The organism is Pseudomonas sp. GW821-FHT01E05 (assembly GCF_059422425.1).
The window spans coordinates 218,443-237,313 of record NZ_JBWKWW010000006.1 but is presented as its reverse complement, the minus strand read 5'-3'; the positions used below and the strand labels follow the sequence as shown (position 1 = coordinate 237,313).

Annotated in this window: 16 protein-coding genes; 9 read left to right on the top strand and 7 right to left on the bottom strand. The window is 60.0% G+C overall.

The window, feature by feature from the left end; all coding sequences use genetic code 11:
- The first annotated feature begins 4 nt into the window (after positions 1 to 4).
- The 8 genes from AC07W5_RS15375 to AC07W5_RS15340 all read left to right on the top strand — a co-directional run bounded on the left by AC07W5_RS15375 (position 5) and on the right by AC07W5_RS15340 (position 11,673).
- On the top strand, positions 5 to 949 hold the full coding sequence (locus AC07W5_RS15375; protein WP_495011878.1) for a DUF58 domain-containing protein: 945 nt from the start codon (positions 5 to 7) through the stop codon (positions 947 to 949).
- Positions 946 to 1,440 (top strand): DUF4381 domain-containing protein, encoded by a 495-nt coding sequence (locus AC07W5_RS15370; RefSeq protein ID WP_494991481.1) that lies wholly within the window; start codon positions 946 to 948, stop codon positions 1,438 to 1,440. Before AC07W5_RS15375 ends, AC07W5_RS15370 begins: the two co-directional genes overlap by 4 nt.
- Positions 1,433 to 2,503, top strand: coding sequence for a vWA domain-containing protein (locus AC07W5_RS15365; protein ID WP_495023730.1), 1,071 nt, complete (start codon positions 1,433 to 1,435; stop codon positions 2,501 to 2,503). Before AC07W5_RS15370 ends, AC07W5_RS15365 begins: the two co-directional genes overlap by 8 nt.
- Complete coding sequence (locus AC07W5_RS15360; protein ID WP_495023729.1) at positions 2,500 to 4,239, top strand: vWA domain-containing protein; 1,740 nt, start codon at positions 2,500 to 2,502, stop codon at positions 4,237 to 4,239. The genes AC07W5_RS15365 and AC07W5_RS15360 overlap by 4 nt, the downstream gene beginning before the upstream one ends.
- Positions 4,236 to 5,876, top strand: a complete 1,641-nt coding sequence (locus tag AC07W5_RS15355) for a BatD family protein (protein ID WP_495011877.1) — start codon at positions 4,236 to 4,238, stop codon at positions 5,874 to 5,876. The genes AC07W5_RS15360 and AC07W5_RS15355 overlap by 4 nt, the downstream gene beginning before the upstream one ends.
- Positions 5,877 to 6,170: 294 nt before the next feature.
- Positions 6,171 to 7,415 (top strand): exonuclease SbcCD subunit D C-terminal domain-containing protein, encoded by a 1,245-nt coding sequence (locus AC07W5_RS15350; protein WP_494991477.1) that lies wholly within the window; start codon positions 6,171 to 6,173, stop codon positions 7,413 to 7,415.
- The gene (locus AC07W5_RS15345; protein ID WP_495023728.1) at positions 7,412 to 11,053 is read left to right on the top strand and encodes an AAA family ATPase; all 3,642 of its coding nucleotides are present in this window, start codon (positions 7,412 to 7,414) and stop codon (positions 11,051 to 11,053) included. Before AC07W5_RS15350 ends, AC07W5_RS15345 begins: the two co-directional genes overlap by 4 nt.
- Entirely contained in the window at positions 11,050 to 11,673 is a 624-nt protein-coding gene (locus tag AC07W5_RS15340) for a glutathione S-transferase (protein ID WP_495011874.1), read from the top strand. The genes AC07W5_RS15345 and AC07W5_RS15340 overlap by 4 nt, the downstream gene beginning before the upstream one ends.
- 168 nt (positions 11,674 to 11,841) lie before the next feature.
- On the opposite strand, the gene AC07W5_RS15335 is transcribed toward AC07W5_RS15340, so the two are convergent.
- From AC07W5_RS15335 to AC07W5_RS15305, 7 genes are all read right to left on the bottom strand, one after another.
- Positions 11,842 to 12,114 (bottom strand): hypothetical protein, encoded by a 273-nt coding sequence (locus AC07W5_RS15335; RefSeq protein WP_495023727.1) that lies wholly within the window; start codon positions 12,112 to 12,114, stop codon positions 11,842 to 11,844.
- Positions 12,111 to 12,323: a hypothetical protein gene (locus AC07W5_RS15330; protein ID WP_495023726.1), complete on the bottom strand. Its 213-nt coding sequence runs from the start codon at positions 12,321 to 12,323 to the stop codon at positions 12,111 to 12,113. The genes AC07W5_RS15335 and AC07W5_RS15330 overlap by 4 nt, the downstream gene beginning before the upstream one ends.
- 462 nt (positions 12,324 to 12,785) lie before the next feature.
- Entirely contained in the window at positions 12,786 to 12,965 is a 180-nt protein-coding gene (locus AC07W5_RS15325) for a hypothetical protein (RefSeq protein WP_494991471.1), read from the bottom strand.
- A 157-nt stretch (positions 12,966 to 13,122) separates the two neighbouring features.
- Positions 13,123 to 14,298, bottom strand: a complete 1,176-nt coding sequence (locus AC07W5_RS15320) for a lactonase family protein (RefSeq protein WP_495023725.1) — start codon at positions 14,296 to 14,298, stop codon at positions 13,123 to 13,125.
- On the bottom strand, positions 14,285 to 14,578 hold the full coding sequence (locus tag AC07W5_RS15315) for a DUF5629 family protein (RefSeq protein ID WP_495023724.1): 294 nt from the start codon (positions 14,576 to 14,578) through the stop codon (positions 14,285 to 14,287). Before AC07W5_RS15315 ends, AC07W5_RS15320 begins: the two co-directional genes overlap by 14 nt.
- Before the next feature lie 146 nt (positions 14,579 to 14,724).
- Positions 14,725 to 17,130, bottom strand: coding sequence for an efflux RND transporter permease subunit (locus AC07W5_RS15310; protein WP_495011870.1), 2,406 nt, complete (start codon positions 17,128 to 17,130; stop codon positions 14,725 to 14,727).
- Positions 17,131 to 17,149: 19 nt separating this feature from the next.
- Positions 17,150 to 18,202 carry a WD40/YVTN/BNR-like repeat-containing protein gene (locus AC07W5_RS15305; RefSeq protein WP_495023723.1) on the bottom strand — a complete coding sequence of 351 codons (1,053 nt, stop codon included), beginning with the start codon at positions 18,200 to 18,202 and terminating at the stop codon, positions 17,150 to 17,152.
- Between the two features lie 276 nt (positions 18,203 to 18,478).
- Between AC07W5_RS15305 and AC07W5_RS15300 the strand changes: the two genes are divergently transcribed.
- A complete protein-coding gene (locus tag AC07W5_RS15300; protein WP_495023722.1) occupies positions 18,479 to 18,835 on the top strand; it encodes a hypothetical protein in 357 nt (118 codons plus the stop codon).
- Positions 18,836 to 18,871 lie beyond the last annotated feature (36 nt).

The following is an 18,871-nucleotide window of genomic DNA, read 5'->3' as shown; positions in this document are numbered from 1 at the left end:
CCCTATGACCCACCCAATTCACGAACCGGGCATTCGCGTCAGCCTCGCCGAGCTGATCAAGATGCGCCATCGCGTGCGTGAAGTGCAGTTGTTTTCAACGCCCAACCAGCGCAGCCCGCTGATTGGCCTGCACCACTCGAAACTGCGCGGACGCGGTGTGGACTTCGATCAAGTGCGGGTCTATCAGGCCGGCGACGACGTGCGAACCATCGACTGGCGCGTTACTGCACGCACCCAGGAGCCCCACACCAAGCTGTTCCATGAAGAACGCGAACGGCCGATTTTCATCATGGTGGAACAAAGCCGCCGGTTGTTCTTTGGTTCCGGCCTGATGTTCAAATCGGTACTCGCCGCCCAGGCCGCGAGCTTGATCGGCTGGGCGGCGCTGGGTCACAACGACCGGGTCGGCGGGCTGGTGTTCGGTGATAACGAGCACTACGAGATCAAGCCGCGACGCAGCAAGCAAAGCCTGCTGCAGTTGCTCAACCGCCTGGTACGGGTCAATCAGTCGCTGCGCACCGACGGCGAGCCAGACCGTGATACCTTCGGTATAGCCCTGCGCCGCGCCCGGGAGGTGTTGCGCCCGGGCAGTCTGGGGATCGTGATCTGCGATGAACGCGCCTTGTCGGATGCCGCCGAGCAACAACTGAGCCTGCTGTCACGGCATTGCGACCTGTTGTTGCTGCCATTATCCGATCCGCTGGACCATGCCCTGCCCGCCGCCGGTCTGCTGCGCTTCGCCGAGCGTGGCGCACAACTGGAACTGGACACGCTCAACTACGACTTGCGCCAGGCCTATCGCGCTCAAGGCGAAGCGCGCATTGCCCGCTGGGAGTTGCTTGCACAAAAACTGCGGGTACCATTGATGCCCTTGAGCACCCAAAGCGAAATGGTCGAGCAATTGCGCGAGTACCTGAACCCACAGCTACGTCCGGGAAAAGCCAAGTGAGCAGCCTGGAACAATTACAGCCCTTGATCACCCCGCCACCTGTTGGCTTCTGGCCGCCTGCGCCAGGCTGGTGGCTGCTGTTGATTCTGTTGCCGCTGATCGGTTTCGGCCTTTGGACGCTGCGCCGCTTTCTACCGAAAAAACGCCCTGTGGCCCGCGCCGAACAACCGCTCGACCCCGTACGTCTGGCGGCTCTGGCCGAACTGGCGCAGATGCCAAAACCCTATGACGGCGCGCCAGCAGGCGCTTGGCTCCAGCAGCTTAACGGGCTGCTCAAACGCCTGTGCCGCAACCATTATCCCTACAGCCAAAGCCATACCCTCAATGGCCGCAAATGGCTGGCGTTTCTCGACAATCGCTGCCCCGCTGCCGGCTTGACCCGCTGGATGGTGCTGGTCGAAGGCGCCTACAAGCCCGAATGCAAACTCGATGACAAGGCCATCGCCGGCCTGACCCAAGCGGTCGACACCTGGATTCGTAAACATGTTTGAGTTCGCCTGGCCGTGGATCTTCGTCCTGCTGCCGTTACCCTGGCTGCTGCGGATGTTGCTGCCGGTCGCAGATAGCGGCGAACCGGCACTCAAAGTCAGTTTCCTCAACGATCTCGAAGGTCTGGCCCGACGTCGTGCCCGGGCTAACCTTCCGGCCTGGCGCCAGCAGGCGCCGTTCATTTTACTCTGGCTGCTGTTGCTGATCGCCGCTGCCCGTCCGCACTGGCTGGGCGAGCCGTTACCGATTGCCGCCAGTGGCCGCGATCTGTTGGTGGCGGTGGATGTCTCTGGTTCCATGGACTTTCCCGACATGCAGTGGCAGGACGAAGACGTCAGCCGCCTGACGCTGGTCAAGCGCCTGCTCGGTGACTTCCTCGAAGGCCGCGAAGGCGATCGCGTCGGCTTGATTCTGTTCGGCAGTCAGGCCTATCTGCAGGCACCACTGACATTTGACCGACGTACGGTGCGGATCTGGCTCGACGAAGCGCGAATCGGTATCGCCGGCAAGAACACCGCCATCGGTGATGCCATCGGCCTGGCCCTCAAACGCCTGCGTCAACGTCCAGCGCAAAGCCGGGTACTGATCCTGGTCACCGATGGCGCGAACAATGCTGGCCAGATCGCCCCGATCACCGCTGCGCGGTTGGCCGCCGAAGAAGGCGTGACCATTTACCCGATTGGCATCGGCGCCGATCCGGAGCAAAGCGGCACGCTGGGCTTTCTGGGGCTGAACCCCAGCCTGGACCTTGACGAGCCTGCCCTGAAGGAAATAGCCGAGGTCACCGGTGGACGCTATTTCCGCGCCCGCGATGGCGAAGAGTTGCGAGCGATCAAAGAAACCCTCGATCGGCTTGAACCTGTTGCACAACAACCGACCCAGGCCCGCCCGGCCCAAGCGTTATACAACTGGCCGCTGGCCGCGGCGTTGCTGCTGAGCATGCTGCTGGTGATCCGCCAGCGTTGGCCGGACAACCCGGTGCAGCGTTTATTCACCAAGGAGATTTTCCTGCACCAACACCCTGAATGGCGCCAGCGACTCAAGCGCCTGCGGAGGCGCCGATGATCGCGCTCTGGCCGCACTGGTTCCGTCCCTGGTGGCTGCTACTGTTGCCGCTGCTGGGATGGTTGCTGTGGCAACTCTGGCATCGACAAAAACGCGCCGGACGCTGGCAGGTGATTCTGCCCCCGGCGTTCCACGCGACATTGCTCAGCGGTGGCAGGGGCCATGAGAGCAAATTGCCATGGGTCGCCCTCGGCCTGGCCTGGACCCTGGCGGTATTGGCGCTGCTCGGCCCGAGCTGGCAGCGGGTTGAACAGACCAGCCAAAAGCCGGCCGACCCGCTGGTGGTATTGCTCGAACTGACCCCGGAAATGCTTGCCACGGACGTTTCGCCGAACCGCCTGGAGCAGGCCCGACGCAAACTGTTGGACCTGCTGCAAAACCGCAGCGATGCGCAAACCGCGATTGTCGTCTACTCAGGCAGCGCTCACACCCTGGTGCCATTGTCGGATGACCTGGCCACGAGCCGCAACCTGCTGGAAGTGCTGAAACCGTCGATCATGCCCCAGATAGGTCATCGCGCCGATCTGGCGGTGAAAAAAGCCTTGACCCTGCTTGATCGCGGCGCCCTCGGTCAGGGCCGGATATTGCTCATCGGTTCATCCCTCACCGAGCAGGAACGCCAAGGGATTCGTCAGGCACTCAGCGGCCAGGCACCACAGTTTTCGATACTGGGTATCGGCAGCCGCGCAGGTGCGCCGGTCGCTCAGGAAGGCGGCAGTTTCCTCAAGGATGCCCAAGGCGCAATTCTCGTCGCGCGGCTGGATGGAGCAAGCCTCAAGGCCTTTGCCAATGAGCTGGGCGGTCGCTATCGGCAGGCACGGCTGGACGATAACGATCTGCGCGGCCTTGGCCTGTTCAACGGCCCGCAAAGCTTGCGCAATCAAGGCCAGACCCTGCACCTGGATACCTGGGCCGATCAAGGCTATTGGCTGTTGCTGCCATTGCTGCTGCTCGCTGCCTGTGCCGGACGACGGGGCTGGCTGTTTTGCCTGCCATTGCTGTTCATGCTGCCGCAGCCGGGTTACGCCTTCGAGTTCAACGACCTCTGGCTGCGCCCGGATCAACAGGGCCAGCATTTGCTTGAGCAACAACGCCCGGCCGATGCCGCCCGGCATTTTGAAGACCCACAATGGCAAGGTTTCGCGCTCTATGAAGCCGGCAATTATGCCGCTGCCGCCCAGCGTTTCGCTGAAGGCAACGACGCCCGCGCCCATTACAATCGTGGCAACGCACTGGCCAAAAGCGGTGAGCTGGAAGCTGCGCTGGATGCCTACGAACAGGCACTGGAGCGCCAGCCGGATTTGCAGCCAGCACTGAGTAACAAAGCCCTGGTGGAAAGTCTGCTTAAACAGAAACAGCCACCGGCGCAGAGCGAACCGAACAAGACCGAAGGTTCTGACGCCGAGCAAGCCACGCAAAACCCGCCACCCGGCGCGGCGACGCCGCCCCCGACCAGCGGTGAACAGAAAACCGAGACGCAGAACCCGTCGTCGACCAGCGAACCTCAGGCACACGGCACACCGCAACCGGGCAATAATGAAGTGCCGGGCAGCGAGCTGGGCGACGAACACACCACCACGCCGCCCATCAGATCGGCCGAAAACAACTTCGACGATGAGCGCCGACAAGCGCTGGAACAATGGCTGCGGCAAATTCCGGACAACCCGAGCGAACTGCTCAGACGCAAATTCTGGTACGAACAGCAACAACATCAGGATCAGGGAAAAATTCGATGACCCGCTTCACCGCCCTCTTGCTCGCACTCCTTCTCTGGACCTGTCAGGCCCTGGCTGCAGGGCTGGTCGCCAGCGTAGATCGCAGCCGTTTGAACTCTGGAGAAACCATTGAACTGACCCTCGAATCCAGCGATGCAACGCTGTTCGGCAAACCCGACCTGACTCCGCTGGATGCTCTGTTCGAAGTCCGCGGCACCCGCCAGATCAACCAACCCACCACCTTGGGCGGTGACAACCGTGCCACCACCCGCTGGATTATCACCCTGCTGCCCAGACACAACGGCACCGTGGAGATCCCGTCGTTGCAACTGGGGGAATTCAAAAGCCAGCCGATCAGCCTGCAGGTGATCGAAAGCGAAACCCAGGACAGTGCCAACAAACTGGCGCCGGTGTTCATCGATGCCAGCCTCGATCAGGACAGCGTCTACGTGCAGGCCCAGGCGATCCTGACCCTGCGCATCTACCACTCGGTGTCACTGTATGACGACAGCAGCCTGACACCTTTGCAAATTCCCGATGCGCGAATCGAACAGCTGGGTGAGTCGCGCACCTACGAAAAAGTCATCAACGGCCTGCGCCATGGCGTGATCGAAATGCGTTACGCGATCTTTGCGCAACACAGCGGCGAGCTGAAGATTCCAGCGCAGATATTCAGCGCAACCCTGGTCGACGCTCAACCATCCCAGGACCCGGCACCCCAGGGTCCGAAACAAGGCAAACTGATACGCGTCAGCTCCACCGAGATCCCGCTGACGGTCAAAGCCAAACCTCTCGACTATCCGGCCGACGTACCCTGGCTGCCGGCACGCAGCCTGAGCCTGAGCGAAAGCTGGAGCCCGGAGCCGGATCACAGCCAGGTCGGCGACTCTCTGACCCGCAGCCTGACGATCAAGGCTGAAGGCCTGTCCAGCTCACAACTTGCACCCCTGCCCACCACCGATGTCAACGGCCTGCGCCGTTACCCGGACCAACCGATACTGAGCAACAAGAGCGGCGAGCGTGGCCTGATCGGCAGTCGCGAAGACCGCGACGCTCTGGTGCCGACCCGCAGCGGCGCAATCGAGCTGCCAGCGGTGGAAGTGGTCTGGTGGAACACCTTTGAGGATCACCTGGAACGCAGCAGCCTGCCGGCCCACACTCTGCAAGTGGCGAACAACCCGAGCCTGGTGGTCGACACCCCCGCCAGCAACACACCGACCGGCTCATCGACTGACTACGCAGAACTTCGACGCTGGCAGCTCAGCACCCTTATTCTGGCCTGCACCACCCTGCTCGGCTTCGGTCTCTGGTGGCGCGCCCGTTGGCAACCGGCGATCCTGCGCACGGCGCAGACAGGCCCAAGCCCGCGCACCCTGCTCGACGATATCAAACGCGCGAGCCTGGCCAACGACCCGCAAGCAACCCGACAAGCGTTGGACGCCTGGGCCCGGCAACAACCGGAAACCCTGGCCGATATGGCCGCCCGCTACGTGCCGCTGTCCGATGCACTGGATGGCCTGAACGGGGCGCTCTACAGCGAAACCGGCCAACACTGGCAAGGCGAGGAGCTGTGGCGGGTGATCCGCGCCATCCCGATCACCGAACGCGTTCAGGACCCGGTTGGCGACAGCGGCCTGCCGCCGCTTTATCCGAAATAGTGGAGAGTAATTTCTGGCTCCGCATTTTTCCCGTAGCAGCTGCCGAAGGCTGCGTTCGAGCGCGAAGCGGTCGTACAGTCAGGCACTGCGGTTTTACAGGTTAACCGTGGACACATGATTTACGACTGCTTCGCCCGAACGCGGACCGAGCCGAACGCAGCCTTCGGCAGCTGCTACGGGTCGCGCGAATCCACATCAACCGCGCCCTTACAGTTTTTTGCCAGTAAACTCTTTGCCCTTTCGCCGCTATCATTTTTCCCGCGGCCACACCTCATTTTTCAAGCGGAGTTTGCCTTGCGTCTGTTTCACACCTCCGACTGGCACCTTGGGCAGAACCTGCACGGCCAGGAACGCGACTTTGAACACGCCTGCTTTCTCGACTGGCTGCTTCGCCAGCTTGGTCTGGAGAAGCCCGATGTCCTGCTGATCGCCGGCGACATCTTCGACACGGTCAACCCGCCGGTCAAAGCCCAGGAACGCCTTTACGACTTCATTGTCAGCGCCCACGAGCAACAGCCATTGCTGACCATCGTGATGATCGCCGGCAACCACGATTCCGGCTCGCGCATCGAGCTGCCCGCGTCCTTGATGCGGCGCCTGCGCACTCACGCGCTGGGGCGGGTGTTGTGGCTCGATGACGGCCAACTGGATGCCGAGCGCCTGCTGATCCCTTTGCCCGATGCAACCGGAGAAATCGCCGGCTGGTGCCTGGCGCTCCCGTTTTTGCGTCCGGCAGAAGTCACCGGCGCGCATTTGGGTGACGACTACCTGCGCGGTATCGGCCAGGTTCATGAATGGCTGATCGCCGCTGCCAACGCCAAACGCCAACCGGGGCAGGCGCTGATCGCCATCAGTCACGCGCACCTGGCCGGCGGTTCGGTTTCGCAAGACTCCGAGCGCAGCCTGATCATCGGCAATGCCGAAGCGTTGCCCGCCAGTCTGTTCGGGCCGAGCATCAGCTATGTCGCCCTCGGCCATTTGCACAAACCGCAAAAGGTCAACGGTGAGGAACGCATTCGCTACAGCGGTTCGCCGATTCCACTGTCATTTTCCGAGATTGGTTATCAGCATCAGATTCTTGACATCGAACTGGCAGGTGAAACCCTGCTCAGTGTCGAACCCCGGCTGATCCCCCGTGCCGTCAACCTGCAACGCCTGGGCCCTGCGCCATTGGCCGAGATATTGAGCCAGCTGCAAGACCTGCCGAATATCGACCTGCTGGCCGATCTCCAGCGCCAACCCTGGCTGGAGGTGCGGGTTCGCCTCGACGAACCGCAGCCGGACCTGCGCCAGCAAGTGGAAACAGCGCTGCAAGGCAAAGCCGTGCGCCTGGTACGAATTGCCGCCGAATACGCCGGCAATGGTGACCGTGAAGGCGCCGATGAAGGCACTCAGCTGATCGAGCTGGACCAACTCACGCCCCAGGAACTGTTCAGCCGAGCCTGGATGGACAGCTATGGCAGCGAGGTCGACGAACAGACCCTCAACGACTTCGCCGTGCTGTTGCAAGACGTTCAACTGGAGAGCGAACAGCCATGAAAATCCTCGCGATCCGTTTGAAAAACCTCGCCTCGCTGGCCGGCCCCTTTGAAATCGACTTCACCGCCGAGCCCTTGGCCAGCGCCGGCTTGTTCGCCATCACCGGGCCTACCGGTGCCGGCAAAAGCACCTTGCTCGATGCCTTGTGCCTGGCGCTGTTTGGTGCGGTGCCGCGACTCAACAACACCGGGCGCGACGCCAAAGTGCCGGATGCGGACGGTGAAATTGCCACGGGCGATCCGCGTACGCTGTTGCGTCGTGGCACCGGTGACGGTTATGCCGAGGTGGACTTTCTCGGTATCGACGGTCGTCGCTATCGCGCACGCTGGGAAGCCAACCGGGCGCGGGAAAAAGCCAATGGCAAACTGCAAGCCAGCCGCCAAAGCCTGCGCGACCTGGACACCGATCAACTGCTGGCCAGCCAGAAAGGCGAGTACAAAACCCGGCTCGAAGCGGTGCTGGGCCTGAATTTCGAACAGTTCACCCGCGCGGTGATGCTTGCACAGAGTGAGTTCAGCGCCTTCCTCAAGGCTGATGACAACGACCGCAGCGAGTTGCTGGAAAAACTCACCGACACAGCCCTCTACACTCGCCTCGGCAAGCGCGCCTTCGATAAAAGCAAAGACGCCCGCGAAGCCCACAAGCTGTTGCAAGACCAGGCCACCGGTGTCACGCCGCTGGAGCCCGACGCGCGCGCCGAGCTCGATCAGCGTTTCAATGACGCTCAACAGCAACTCAAGACGCAACAGGCGCAACTCAAACAACTTGAGTTGCAGCACACCTGGCTCAAGGAACTGCGCCAGTTGCAAGACGAGCAGCAGAGCGCCGCCGAGCAACTACAGCAAGCCCAACAGCATTGGGACGGTCAGGCCAGCCAGCGCCTGAATCTGACCCGCCTGGAGCAACTGGCGCCGCAGCGGCATCAGTTTGCCCGCCAGACAGAACTCACCGCCCTGCTCAATCCGCTGGCGGTACAAATTCAGCAACACAGCCAGCAGCAGCTTGATCTGCAAACCCGTCAGGGCCAGCTCGAACAAAGCCTGCTGGATGCTCAGACCGCCCTGGCCGACGCACAAGCCCGACAAACCGCTGGCGCGCCACTGCTACGTCAAGCATTTGAAGAACAAAGCACCCTCGTGCGCCTGACCAAGGATCTGGGCCAAGGTGCAGCGCTCAAGCAACAAACGGAGCTGGCCTGCACCCAAGGGCAAAGCGCAATCCAGGCCATGTTCGAGCAACAACGTCTGGTCGCCGAGCGCCTGACTAAAATCGCCGAACAACTTGAACACAGCGCGTCTCTGGCACCGCTGGGCGAAGCCTGGAATGCCTACCGCGATCGTCTGCAACAGTTGGTGCTAGTCGGTAATCGTCTGAATCAGGGGCAGGCCGAACTGCCTCAACTGGAACATCGCGCCGCCACCGCCGCGCAGCAACTGGGCGAGCAACGCAAACAGCTCGAACTGCTCTACCGCGAAGCCGCCGCCGAGCCTGAAGCGGTGGCCGAGCAGATCCAGATTCTCGGCAGCCTGTTACACGACAACCGTAAGCAGCAGCGAGCCTTCGAAGAGCTGGCGCGGTTGTGGGCCAGCCAGCAACAAATGGATCAGCGAGCGCTGGAACTGCAACAGCGCCAGCACAGCGCGCAACAAGAACGCGAGCGCCTGACCCACGACGGAGTTCAGGCCAAGGCCGAGCTGACGGTTGCCGAGCAAACCCTGAACGTCACTCTCCAACTGCTGGAGCGTCAGCGCCTGGCTCGCAGTGCCAGCGTCGAAGATCTGCGCGAGCAGTTGCAGGACGACCAGCCCTGTCCGGTCTGTGGCAGTCACGAACATCCTTACCATCAGCCTGAAGCCCTGCTGCAAAGCCTGGGTCGTCACGACGAAGGCGAAGAAGCCAATGCGCGCAAAGCTGTCGATACGCTGAAGGCAAAGCTCGATGAGTTGCGTTCCGACGTCGGCGGCGTTATCGCCCGGCAAAAGGAACTGCTGCAACAGCTGGAGCAGCTCGCGCCCCAGCAACAAGCGCTGGCCCTGAGCCTGGAAGCGCACCCGCTGTGGGGGCAACTATTGGCCCAGGACACCGGCAAGCACGATGCCTGGCTCAATCAGCAAACCAGCCAGCTGAACCAGAGCATCGCCCAGGATGAACAGCGCCAGAATGCGCTGCTGACCTTGCAGCAAGACGCCGCACGCCTCCAGCAACAGCTACGCACCGCCGAGGAGGCCAGCCAGCAGGCTGCCCAACAATTAGCGGAACAACAACGGCAACTGGCCGCAGACCGCCAGCGCCTGGAGGAAGAGCTGTCAGCCTTCAGCACCCTGCTCCCGCCCGATACGCTAGAAGGTTTGCGCCGGCAGCCAGCCGCGACCTTCATGCAGCTCGATCAGCAGATTGCCCAACGCCTGGAGCACCTTGAGCAGCAGCGCGACGAACTCAGCGAACAGCAGCAGCGTCAGCAGTCGCTGGATAAGGAACAGGATCGTCAGCAACTGCGCACGCAGCAATCCGACGCCGCGCAACAGCAGTTCACCGCCCTCGCCGATCAGCAGCAAGCCTGTCAGCAAAAACTGCGTGGGCTACTGGGTGAACACGCCAATGCCGAGCAATGGCAGCAGCAACTGGATCAGGCCGTCGAACAGGCACGCAACGCCCAGACAATGGCCGACCAGGCGCTGCAAGAAACCCGTAGCCAACTGATCCAGCACGGCGCGGACCTGAAGGCCAAGCAAGAGCGCTTGCACTCCCTTGAGCTAGAGAGCCGAGAGTTGAGCAGCAAAATCGCCGACTGGCGCCAGCGGCATCCCGAGCTGGACGACGGCGGTCTGGAACAGTTGCTGGCCTTCGACGACGAGCAGATCAGCCAGTTGCGCCAGCAGTTGCAACACAGCGAAAAAACCATCGAACAAGCCAAAGTTCTACTGCATGAACGCGAACAGCGCCTGCACCACCACCAGGCGCAGCACAATGGCAACCTCGATGCCGAACAGCTGGCGAGCGCCCTGAGCGAACTGCAAAGCCAGTTCACCGCCACTGAACAACTCAGCGCCGAACTGCGTGCCCGGCAAGCCGAAGACCAACGCCGGCAGAACGCCAATCAGGTACTGGCGCAACGCATCGCCCAGGCCTACAGCGAATGGCAGCGCTGGGCACGGCTGAATGCCTTGATCGGCTCGGCCACCGGTGACACCTTTCGCAAGATCGCTCAGGCCTACAACCTTGACCTGCTGGTGCATCATGCCAACGCGCAATTACGTCAACTGGTGCGCCGCTATCGCCTAAGGCGCGGCGGCAGCATGCTCGGTCTATTGGTGATGGATACTGAAATGGGTGACGAACTGCGCTCGGTGCATTCGTTGTCCGGTGGCGAGACGTTCCTGGTCTCCCTGGCGCTCGCCCTGGGCCTGGCGTCGATGGCCTCCAGCACGCTGAAAATCGAATCGCTGTTTATCGATGAAGGGTTCGGCAGTCTTGATCCTGAGTCGCTGCAACTGGCGATGGATGCACTCGACGGTCTGCAGGCGCAAGGGCGAAAGGTCGCGGTGATTTCCCACGTGCAGGAAATGCACGAGCGAATCCCGGTGCAGATTCAGGTCCGCCGCCAAGGCAACGGCCTGAGCACACTGGAGGTGAAATGAGTACGCCGACCCTCTATTCCTTCCGTCGCTGCCCGTATGCGATGCGTGCGCGCATGGCCCTGCGTTATTCAGGTGTGAGCGTGAACATTGTCGAGGTCAGCCTGAAAGCCAAGCCTGCCGAAATGCTCCTGCTGTCCAGTAAAGGGACGGTGCCGGTGTTGAACGTTAATGGCCGGGTAATCGAAGAAAGCCTGGAGATCATGCGCTGGGCGCTGGAACACCATGATCCGCAGGATTGGCGGCTCAAGGACGACCTCGCGGCAGAGCAAGCGAGCGCCGCGCTGATCGAAGAGAACGATCAGGTGTTCAAGCGCTATCTGGATCGCTACAAGTACGCCGATCGCTATCCGGAGCAGCCAATGGAGCATTACCGCGCGCAAGGCGCCGTTTTTTTACAGAAGCTCGATGACCTCTTGCACAAGCATGTCTATCTGGCAGCCGATCACTTGAGCCTCGCGGACATCGCCCTGGCGCCGTTCTTGCGGCAGTTTGCTCATGTCGATCAGCACTGGTTCGCACAGACGCCGTATCGGCATTTGCAGGCATGGTTGCAGCGATTTCTGGAGTCAGAGTTGTTTATCGGGGTGATGGCCAAAGAAGCTGCGCCACAAAACCCGTAGCAGTTGCCGAAGGCTGCGTCCGGCTCGGTCCGCGTTCGGGCGAAGCAGTCGTAAATCGGCATCCCGGCTCATCCAGAAAAATTGCGGTCAATCATTCTACGACCGCTGCGCGACCGGACGCAGCCTGGCGGCAGCTGCTACAGAAGGTTCGTCGCTTCTGAAATCCGCCTAAGCCACCACCGGCCTGGCAAACACACCGCACATTTGCAACGCCGAGCAATCCACTTTGAACGGGCCGAAAAATGCGGCTTTCGGCTTGATCGGCGGATTACCCGCCAGCAGCCCCAACGCCTTGGCGGTTTGAATGTTGTGGGCGATGTTGTGATTGCACTCGATGGCCCGGGCCAAAGAGCCCGCTGAACCCTGCCCGATCCCCAGCAACGAAGAGCCGTTGGTCAAGAACGCCAGGAAGGCAATGACCCAAAGCTTGCCTCCTTTCATAGCGTCGCCACTCCCACAGTCTGTGCCTGTTCGGCAGTGACGCTTTGTGCGCGATGTTCAAATTGAATGGCTGGGAAAGCCACTTGAATCGGCGCGTCGATCCAGGCTTTAGTCTGTGCCGACAGCGTGACCACGATGATCATGACCACGTACAAAACGATCGCGACGTACGCACCGTGCCTGGCAGAGGTAAGAAGTGTGCTGGCCATGGGATTCTCCGTGGGCATGTTTCAGTGCCCACAGAATCGATCAAAAAACAAAGAATGAATAGCGACCTTTATGCATAGTAGCTATCAGTTTTATTGATCTTGAATCCGACGCGCTTTAGTCCTGCAACAAGCTCATTAACCGCTCGCGCGCAGCGTCCGGCTCGTCTGGAACAGGCTGGGCAGCCGACAAAATGGGGGTGGAATAGAGGAACAGAAGAACCACTGCCAGACGCATAACCATGCTGTCGATCCCTTGGAGAGACTGAGTCAATAAATTAGCGTCAAATTTAAACACATGGCCATGTGACATTACCAAAGGAATTTGCACTCGGCGCACAAATCAACAGCACAGCGACTTATGCAGGAGCGACATCACTCTTGGTCTCGGTCGACGAAAATAATCGCCGATCGGAGTCGGAGTAAGTGACTTCGCTCCTGCATAAATTCTTCAATGCCGAGTTTTCAGTGTTGGATCTTGTGATCCAGTGCGGCGTAGAAGTTGGCGCTTTGTTGCAGGTATTTCTGGGTGTAGGTATGGGTGCTGGATTTTCTATCGCTGATCTCAACGCTGGCACTGGCTGGCAAAGCCACGGTAGCCGAGATAGCGGAAGCAGCGATGACGGAGAAGAGATTGAAGTTCATGGCGGTAACCCTCGTAAATTCAGTTGGCTTGCTTGCCCGGGTGGGCCGTGAAGCAAACTTACGCCCGAGGTTCGGCGCGTTGAAATGCTTTGCAGCAGTAGCGAATATCAGCGTCATTAATAGAAGTACGCAGGCCCCGACCTTCGGGGCCTGCGGCCTATTGACGCAGCAGAAACCTGATATCGCTGGGGGAATCGAAAGGCAGTTTTTGTACGGTTTTGCCTAACAAACCAGTCTTGGCGTCCCGCTCCAGCACGACGATATGGTTGCTTTTCTGGTTGGCAATCAACAAGAACTTGCCGCTCGGATCGAGGCTGAATTCGCGCGGATGATCACCTTCTACCGAGCGTCGCTGGATTTCCTTGAGCTCTCCGGTCGCAGGATCAACGGCAAACACCAGCAACTGATTGGCGCTGCCACGGTTGCTGATGTAGAGAAATTTGCCATCCTGCGATGCATGCAGCGCGCCAGCGGCTTTCTCTTGCGCAGGCCGGTTGGCGGCCAGTTCGACCATCTGCCGCTGCACAAGCTTGCCTGCCTGATAATCGAACACCGCTACTTGCGCGCTCATTTCCATCGTCAACCAGGCATGCTTGCCATCACCGCTGAACAGCAAATGCCGCGGCCCGCTGCCCGGTGGCAATTGCACCGAAGCTGGAGTAGCGGCGGTCAACGGCTGCTCGGGGCTGGCTTTGGGGTCATAACGGTAGACAAAGATCTTGTCCGCCCCCAGGTCACTGGCAAACACAAACTGACCGTCCGGCGATGACACCGCCGAATGCACATGGGCTGACATCTGCCGTTCAGGATTGACCCGACTGGACGGATGACTGCTGAGTTGCACCGGCGGTGCCAGCTTGCCATCAGCCGCCACAGGTAAGACCGCGAGGCTGCCACCCGGATCTTCCAGCACCGAATAGTTACTGACGAACAGGTAGCGCCCGTCGGCGCTCAGACTGGAGTGAGTCGGCTCATTGCCCAGGGACTGGACCTGATTGATCAGGTTTAGCTGATGGTTCTTCGGCTCAATAGAAAAACTGCTGACACGGCCGACCGGATCGGTCTGACCGGGGCCGTTCTCGTTGACCACAAACAGTCGCTGCTGATCCTTGGACAGGGTCAACCAGGACGGGTTGGAGCTCTTCACCACCTGCAACGGTTTGGCATCGAGCTGACCTGTGCGACTGTCGAACTGCAGGCGATAGAGGCCCTGGCTCTGGCCCTGGGTGTAGGAACCGACCAACAGCTCATAGTTATCAACCGGTGCAGCCTGCACGGACATCGCCCCCACACTACCAGCCATCAGCAATGGCCAGAAGTTACGCATCCTCATGCTCATCGTCCTCTTCGTCTCCGGCGCTGAATGCGCTCATGCACACCAGTCGGTGTTCGCCGGAGTCGCCGGTGATGGTCCAGCTTTGCAACGTTTCATCAAAGGTCGCGGCTTGAACCTGGGCCACGCTGAAACTCCAGCGTTTGGCTGCCCGGCCGTCCATGCATTCGATCTGCAACTGGCTGTCATCGAAGGAGAAATCAAAAGCATGCAGCCCGTCGATTTCCAGCATGTCGCAAGTTTGGAGGGCGGTCAGCAAGGTGTTGGTAACGGCAGTCATGGCGATCAATCATCAATTGGAAAGGTGCAATGATAGCCCATCAACGAACTTCACTCCCTGCGCTGATCGTTCCCACGCTCCCGCGTGGGAACGATCAAAAAAAAAAGCCGCAACCTGAGTTGCGGCTTTGATGTTTCAGCTAACGCTTAGTGGGCGAACAACGAATTACCCTTCTGCCCGGCCAGGCTCGAAGGCTTGATCAGGAACCGCGCCAGCGCTGGCAACAGCCACAACGCGCCGAACATATTCCACAGCAGCATGAAGGTCAGCATCAGACCCATGTCGGCCTGGAACTTGATCGCCGAGAAGATCCAGGTGCAGACGCCGATGGCCAGGCACAAACCCGTGAACAGCACTGCTTTACCGGTGGATTTCAGGGTCTGGTAATAGGCTTCCTGCAGCGGCAGACCGGCACGCAGGAAACTTTCGAGGCGGCTGTAAATGTAGATGCCGTAATCGACACCGATCCCCACGCCCAGCGCCACCACCGGCAAGGTCGCGACTTTCACGCCGATACCCATGAAGGCCATCAGGGCGTTTCCGAGCACCGAGGTCAACACCAGCGGCAGCACAATGCACAAGGTTGCCGCCCAGGAACGGAAGGTGATCATGCACATGGTCGCCACGCAGGCGTAAACCAGGATCAGGATGGTCAGCTCCGACTCCTTGATCACTTCGTTGGTGGCTGCTTCGATCCCGGCGTTACCGGCCGCAAGGATAAACTCCAGGCCATCCTTGTTGTTCTCTTTGGCGAACGCCTGCACCGCCTGCACCGCGCGATCAAGGGTTGCGGCCTTGTGGTCGTTGAGGAACACCAGCACCGGCGCCAGCGAGCAACTGTTGTTGTACAGACCATCAGCTCGAGCGATGGAGTTGTTCAACACATCCGGGTTGCGCGACAGGGTTTCCCATTTCAGGTTGCCCTCGTTCATGCCCTTGATCATCTGTTTGGAGACAGTCACCAGGGAAATCGCCGACTGCACGCCCTCGGTGTTCTGCATCTTCCACATCAACTCATCGATCGGCGCCATGGCTGCATAACGCGAGCAGCCTTCCGGAGCAGTCTTGACCATCACCACCAGTACATCGGAGCTGGTGGAGTAGTTGCTGATGATGAAGTTGTTGTCCTTGTTGTAGCGCGAATCAGGACGCAGCTCCGGCGCACCTTGATCGAGGTCGCCGATCTTCAGGTTCTGGCTATACCAGAGACCGCCGCCGAAGGCCAGCAGGGCCAGGACGATCGACACCGGCGCAACTTTCGGGCTGGCAAAGTTCGACAGCACACGCCAGAACGGATGCTCACGCACTGCGTCTTTCTTGCTGCGTTCGACGGCGCGCCTGCTGATGCCGACATAGGAAATCGCTACCGGCAACAGGATCAGGTTGGTGAACACGATCACCGCCACGCCGATGGACGCGCCGATGGCCAGTTCGCGAATCACGCCGATATCGATGATCAGCAAGGTAATGAAGCCCACCGCATCCGCCAGAATCGCGATCATCCCCGGCAGGAACAATTGCCGGAAGGTACGTCGCGCCGCTGTCAGGGCGTTGTCGGCCTCACTGGATTGCAAGGCGATGCCGTTGATCTTTTGCACGCCGTGGGAAATACCGATGGCGAAAATCAGGAACGGCACCAGCATCGAATACGGGTCCAGCCCAAAACCGAAGGCGTGCATCAGCCCGAGTTGCCAGACCACCGCCACCAGCGTGGTACTCAACACAGCGATGGTGCTGCGTAGGCAGTTGGTGAACCAGTACAGCAACACCAGGGTGATGATGAAAGCGACGCCGAAGAACATCACCACCATGATCAGGCCATCAATCAGGTCGCCGACCTTCTTGGCGAAACCGACGATGTGGATCTTCACATTGGGGTTTTGCGCTTCGAACTTGTTGCGGATTTTCTCTTCGAGCTCGTGGGAGAATTTCTGGTAGTCCAGCGCGAGCAACTTGCCCTGGTCTTGCGGGTCCGGGTAGGACTCCAGCAACGGGATATCGACGATACTCGACTTGAAATCGTTGGCGACCAGCCGACCGACCTGACCGGACTTGAGCACGTTGTTACGCAGCAGATCGAGGCTGTCGGCCGAGCCGTTGTAGCTCTGCGGAATCACCTCACCACCGGCGAAACCTTCCTCGGTCACTTCGGTCCAGCGAACGCTGGGGCTCCACAGCGACTTGAGACCGGAACGGTCAACACCGGAGATGTAGAACACCTCGTCGTTGATCTGCCGCAAGGTCTCCATGTACGTCCTGGAGAAAATGTCGCCATCAGTGGCTTCCACCGAGATCCGCACGGTGTTGCCCAGGTTGGCCAGATCGTTGCGGTGCTCAAGCATCTTCTCGATGAAGGGGTGCTTGAGCGGAATCATTTTTTCGAAACTGGTGGACGGCCGGATCAGCGTCGCCTGCCAGAACAGGAAAACGCTGACCAACAGGCAGATGACGATCACCGCCGGGCGGTTGTTGAAAATCAGACGCTCGAGAAACGTCGCCTTGTCCTGGTGATGACTGCTGATGGAAATCGTGTCTTGTTGATGACTGCTCATGGAAATCCCCGCCTTCTTATTATTTGCCCAGCTCAGCGCCGGTTGGCGTGGTAGCGCGAACGCCGCCCTGTCCCACCAGAATCAAGTTGCCGTTGCCCGCCGCCGTAACCGCCGACAAGGAAATGCGGTCTGGTCGATTGAATACGCTAAAGGTCAATCCATCGTCGTTGCTGCGTACCACGCTGCCGCCGTTGCCGACGATGACCAGTGAACCGTCGTCGAACAACGTCGCACCGGACAGACCGAATTCGAGTGCACCGCGAGCAGCTTTCAGCTCAACCGGCTCCCAGGTACTACCGAAATCAGTGGAGCGGAACAGGTTGCCGCGCAAACCATACGCCAGCAGTGTGCCGGACTGGCGGGTACCGATCACACCGAACAGCGAGCCGTGATACGGGCTTTCCAGGCGCTCCCAGGTTTGCCCCCAATCGGCGGAGCGGAACATGCTGCCCTGCTCGCCGACGATGAACAGACCGCGATCCTTAACCGCCGCGATGCCGTTGAGGTGGTACTGGTCTTCGTTGTTCAGGCGATCGCTGGCATCTTCCCAGCTCTTTCCGCCGTCGGTGGTCTCCAGCAGTGCGCCATAGGCGCCCACAGCAAAGCCGTTGCTGGCGTCCTTGAACCAGACATCGAGCAACGGCGCTTCACGTTTCAAGTCTTCGAATTGTTTGGTCCAGGTGGCGCCGCCGTCTTCACTGGCAAGAATCTGCGCGTCATGCCCGACTGCCCAGCCGTGCTTGTCATCGACAAAGAACACCGCCGTCAGCAGCTGCCGAGTCGGCACTTTGGCCTGGGTCCAGTTCTTGCCCTGGTCATCGGAATAGAGAATGTGGCCGCGATCACCCACCGCCACCAGACGCGCACCGGCATGCACAACGCCAAGCATCAGGCCTTTGGCGGACTTTGCGGATTCAATCGAATAGACAGTACCGGCCGCCGCCGTGGCAGCAGCCTGGACAGGGGCCGACAGAGCGGCAACTCCCAACAGCGAGAGCGCTGTAGCCAGCAACGCGAATCTGCGTAACGCCGGCGGGCGGCAAAAAACCACACCCATGACAGGCTCACTCATAGACCTTTCCCCCATTATTATTGTTAGGTCATTCAACCTTTCAGGGCGCCGCTCAGGGCGTTTTTTCTGATTTGCCGTTTCGGATGGTTGTCCTGAAAGCTGCAATCTAGAGCCCCCTCTGAAGCTGACCTATCCTATCCAGCTTTGGAAAGGTCTGACAATCGACGCCACGTTATCTTTTGTTAACCCGGCGCTTTGGAGGAGTGCCTGAATGGCAAGACATTCGCTGTCATGATGAATAACGGCCGTGTTGCACGGCCCCTGTAGGAGCGAGGCATGCCCGCGATAGCGGCGGTGCGTTCACTGTTGATTTTGACCGGGTACATATCCGTTTCTGCGGTAACGGCTGCTGACGGTTTCGCCCTTACGGCGTGTCACTTTTTTTCAAACGCGAACGCCAAAAAAGTAAGCAAACGCCGGGCTTTTGATCTTGATCTTGACCTTGATCTTGACCTTGATCTTGACCTTGATCTTGATCTTGACCTTGACCTTGATCTTGATCTTGATCTACCCGCCCCTTCGGAAGGCCGAGCGGAGGCGTTCATCAGGGGGTGGGCGCGAAGCGCCGTTCGACGAAGTCGAACACATCGAGAGGAGGTCGAAGCGAAGCCGACCGGAGGCGATGCCCCCTGATGAATGCCGGAACGAGGGAACGCCGAGCCTTGGCGA

What these genes read in the sequence shown, in the direction of transcription:
- AC07W5_RS15375 (WP_495011878.1), top strand. Translation starts at nt 5, where the DNA reads ATGACCCACCCAATTCACGAACCGGGCATTCGCGTCAGCCTCGCCGAG.
- AC07W5_RS15365 (WP_495023730.1), top strand. Translation starts at nt 1,433, where the DNA reads ATGTTTGAGTTCGCCTGGCCGTGGATCTTCGTCCTGCTGCCGTTACCC.
- AC07W5_RS15360 (WP_495023729.1), top strand. Translation starts at nt 2,500, where the DNA reads ATGATCGCGCTCTGGCCGCACTGGTTCCGTCCCTGGTGGCTGCTACTG.
- AC07W5_RS15355 (WP_495011877.1), top strand. Translation starts at nt 4,236, where the DNA reads ATGACCCGCTTCACCGCCCTCTTGCTCGCACTCCTTCTCTGGACCTGT.
- AC07W5_RS15345 (WP_495023728.1), top strand. Translation starts at nt 7,412, where the DNA reads ATGAAAATCCTCGCGATCCGTTTGAAAAACCTCGCCTCGCTGGCCGGC.
- AC07W5_RS15340 (WP_495011874.1), top strand. Translation starts at nt 11,050, where the DNA reads ATGAGTACGCCGACCCTCTATTCCTTCCGTCGCTGCCCGTATGCGATG.
- AC07W5_RS15335 (WP_495023727.1), bottom strand. Translation starts at nt 12,114, where the DNA reads ATGAAAGGAGGCAAGCTTTGGGTCATTGCCTTCCTGGCGTTCTTGACC.
- AC07W5_RS15330 (WP_495023726.1), bottom strand. Translation starts at nt 12,323, where the DNA reads ATGGCCAGCACACTTCTTACCTCTGCCAGGCACGGTGCGTACGTCGCG.
- AC07W5_RS15325 (WP_494991471.1), bottom strand. Translation starts at nt 12,965, where the DNA reads ATGAACTTCAATCTCTTCTCCGTCATCGCTGCTTCCGCTATCTCGGCT.
- AC07W5_RS15320 (WP_495023725.1), bottom strand. Translation starts at nt 14,298, where the DNA reads ATGAGGATGCGTAACTTCTGGCCATTGCTGATGGCTGGTAGTGTGGGG.
- AC07W5_RS15315 (WP_495023724.1), bottom strand. Translation starts at nt 14,578, where the DNA reads ATGACTGCCGTTACCAACACCTTGCTGACCGCCCTCCAAACTTGCGAC.
- AC07W5_RS15310 (WP_495011870.1), bottom strand. Translation starts at nt 17,130, where the DNA reads ATGAGCAGTCATCAACAAGACACGATTTCCATCAGCAGTCATCACCAG.
- AC07W5_RS15305 (WP_495023723.1), bottom strand. Translation starts at nt 18,202, where the DNA reads ATGAGTGAGCCTGTCATGGGTGTGGTTTTTTGCCGCCCGCCGGCGTTA.
- AC07W5_RS15300 (WP_495023722.1), top strand. Translation starts at nt 18,479, where the DNA reads ATGCCCGCGATAGCGGCGGTGCGTTCACTGTTGATTTTGACCGGGTAC.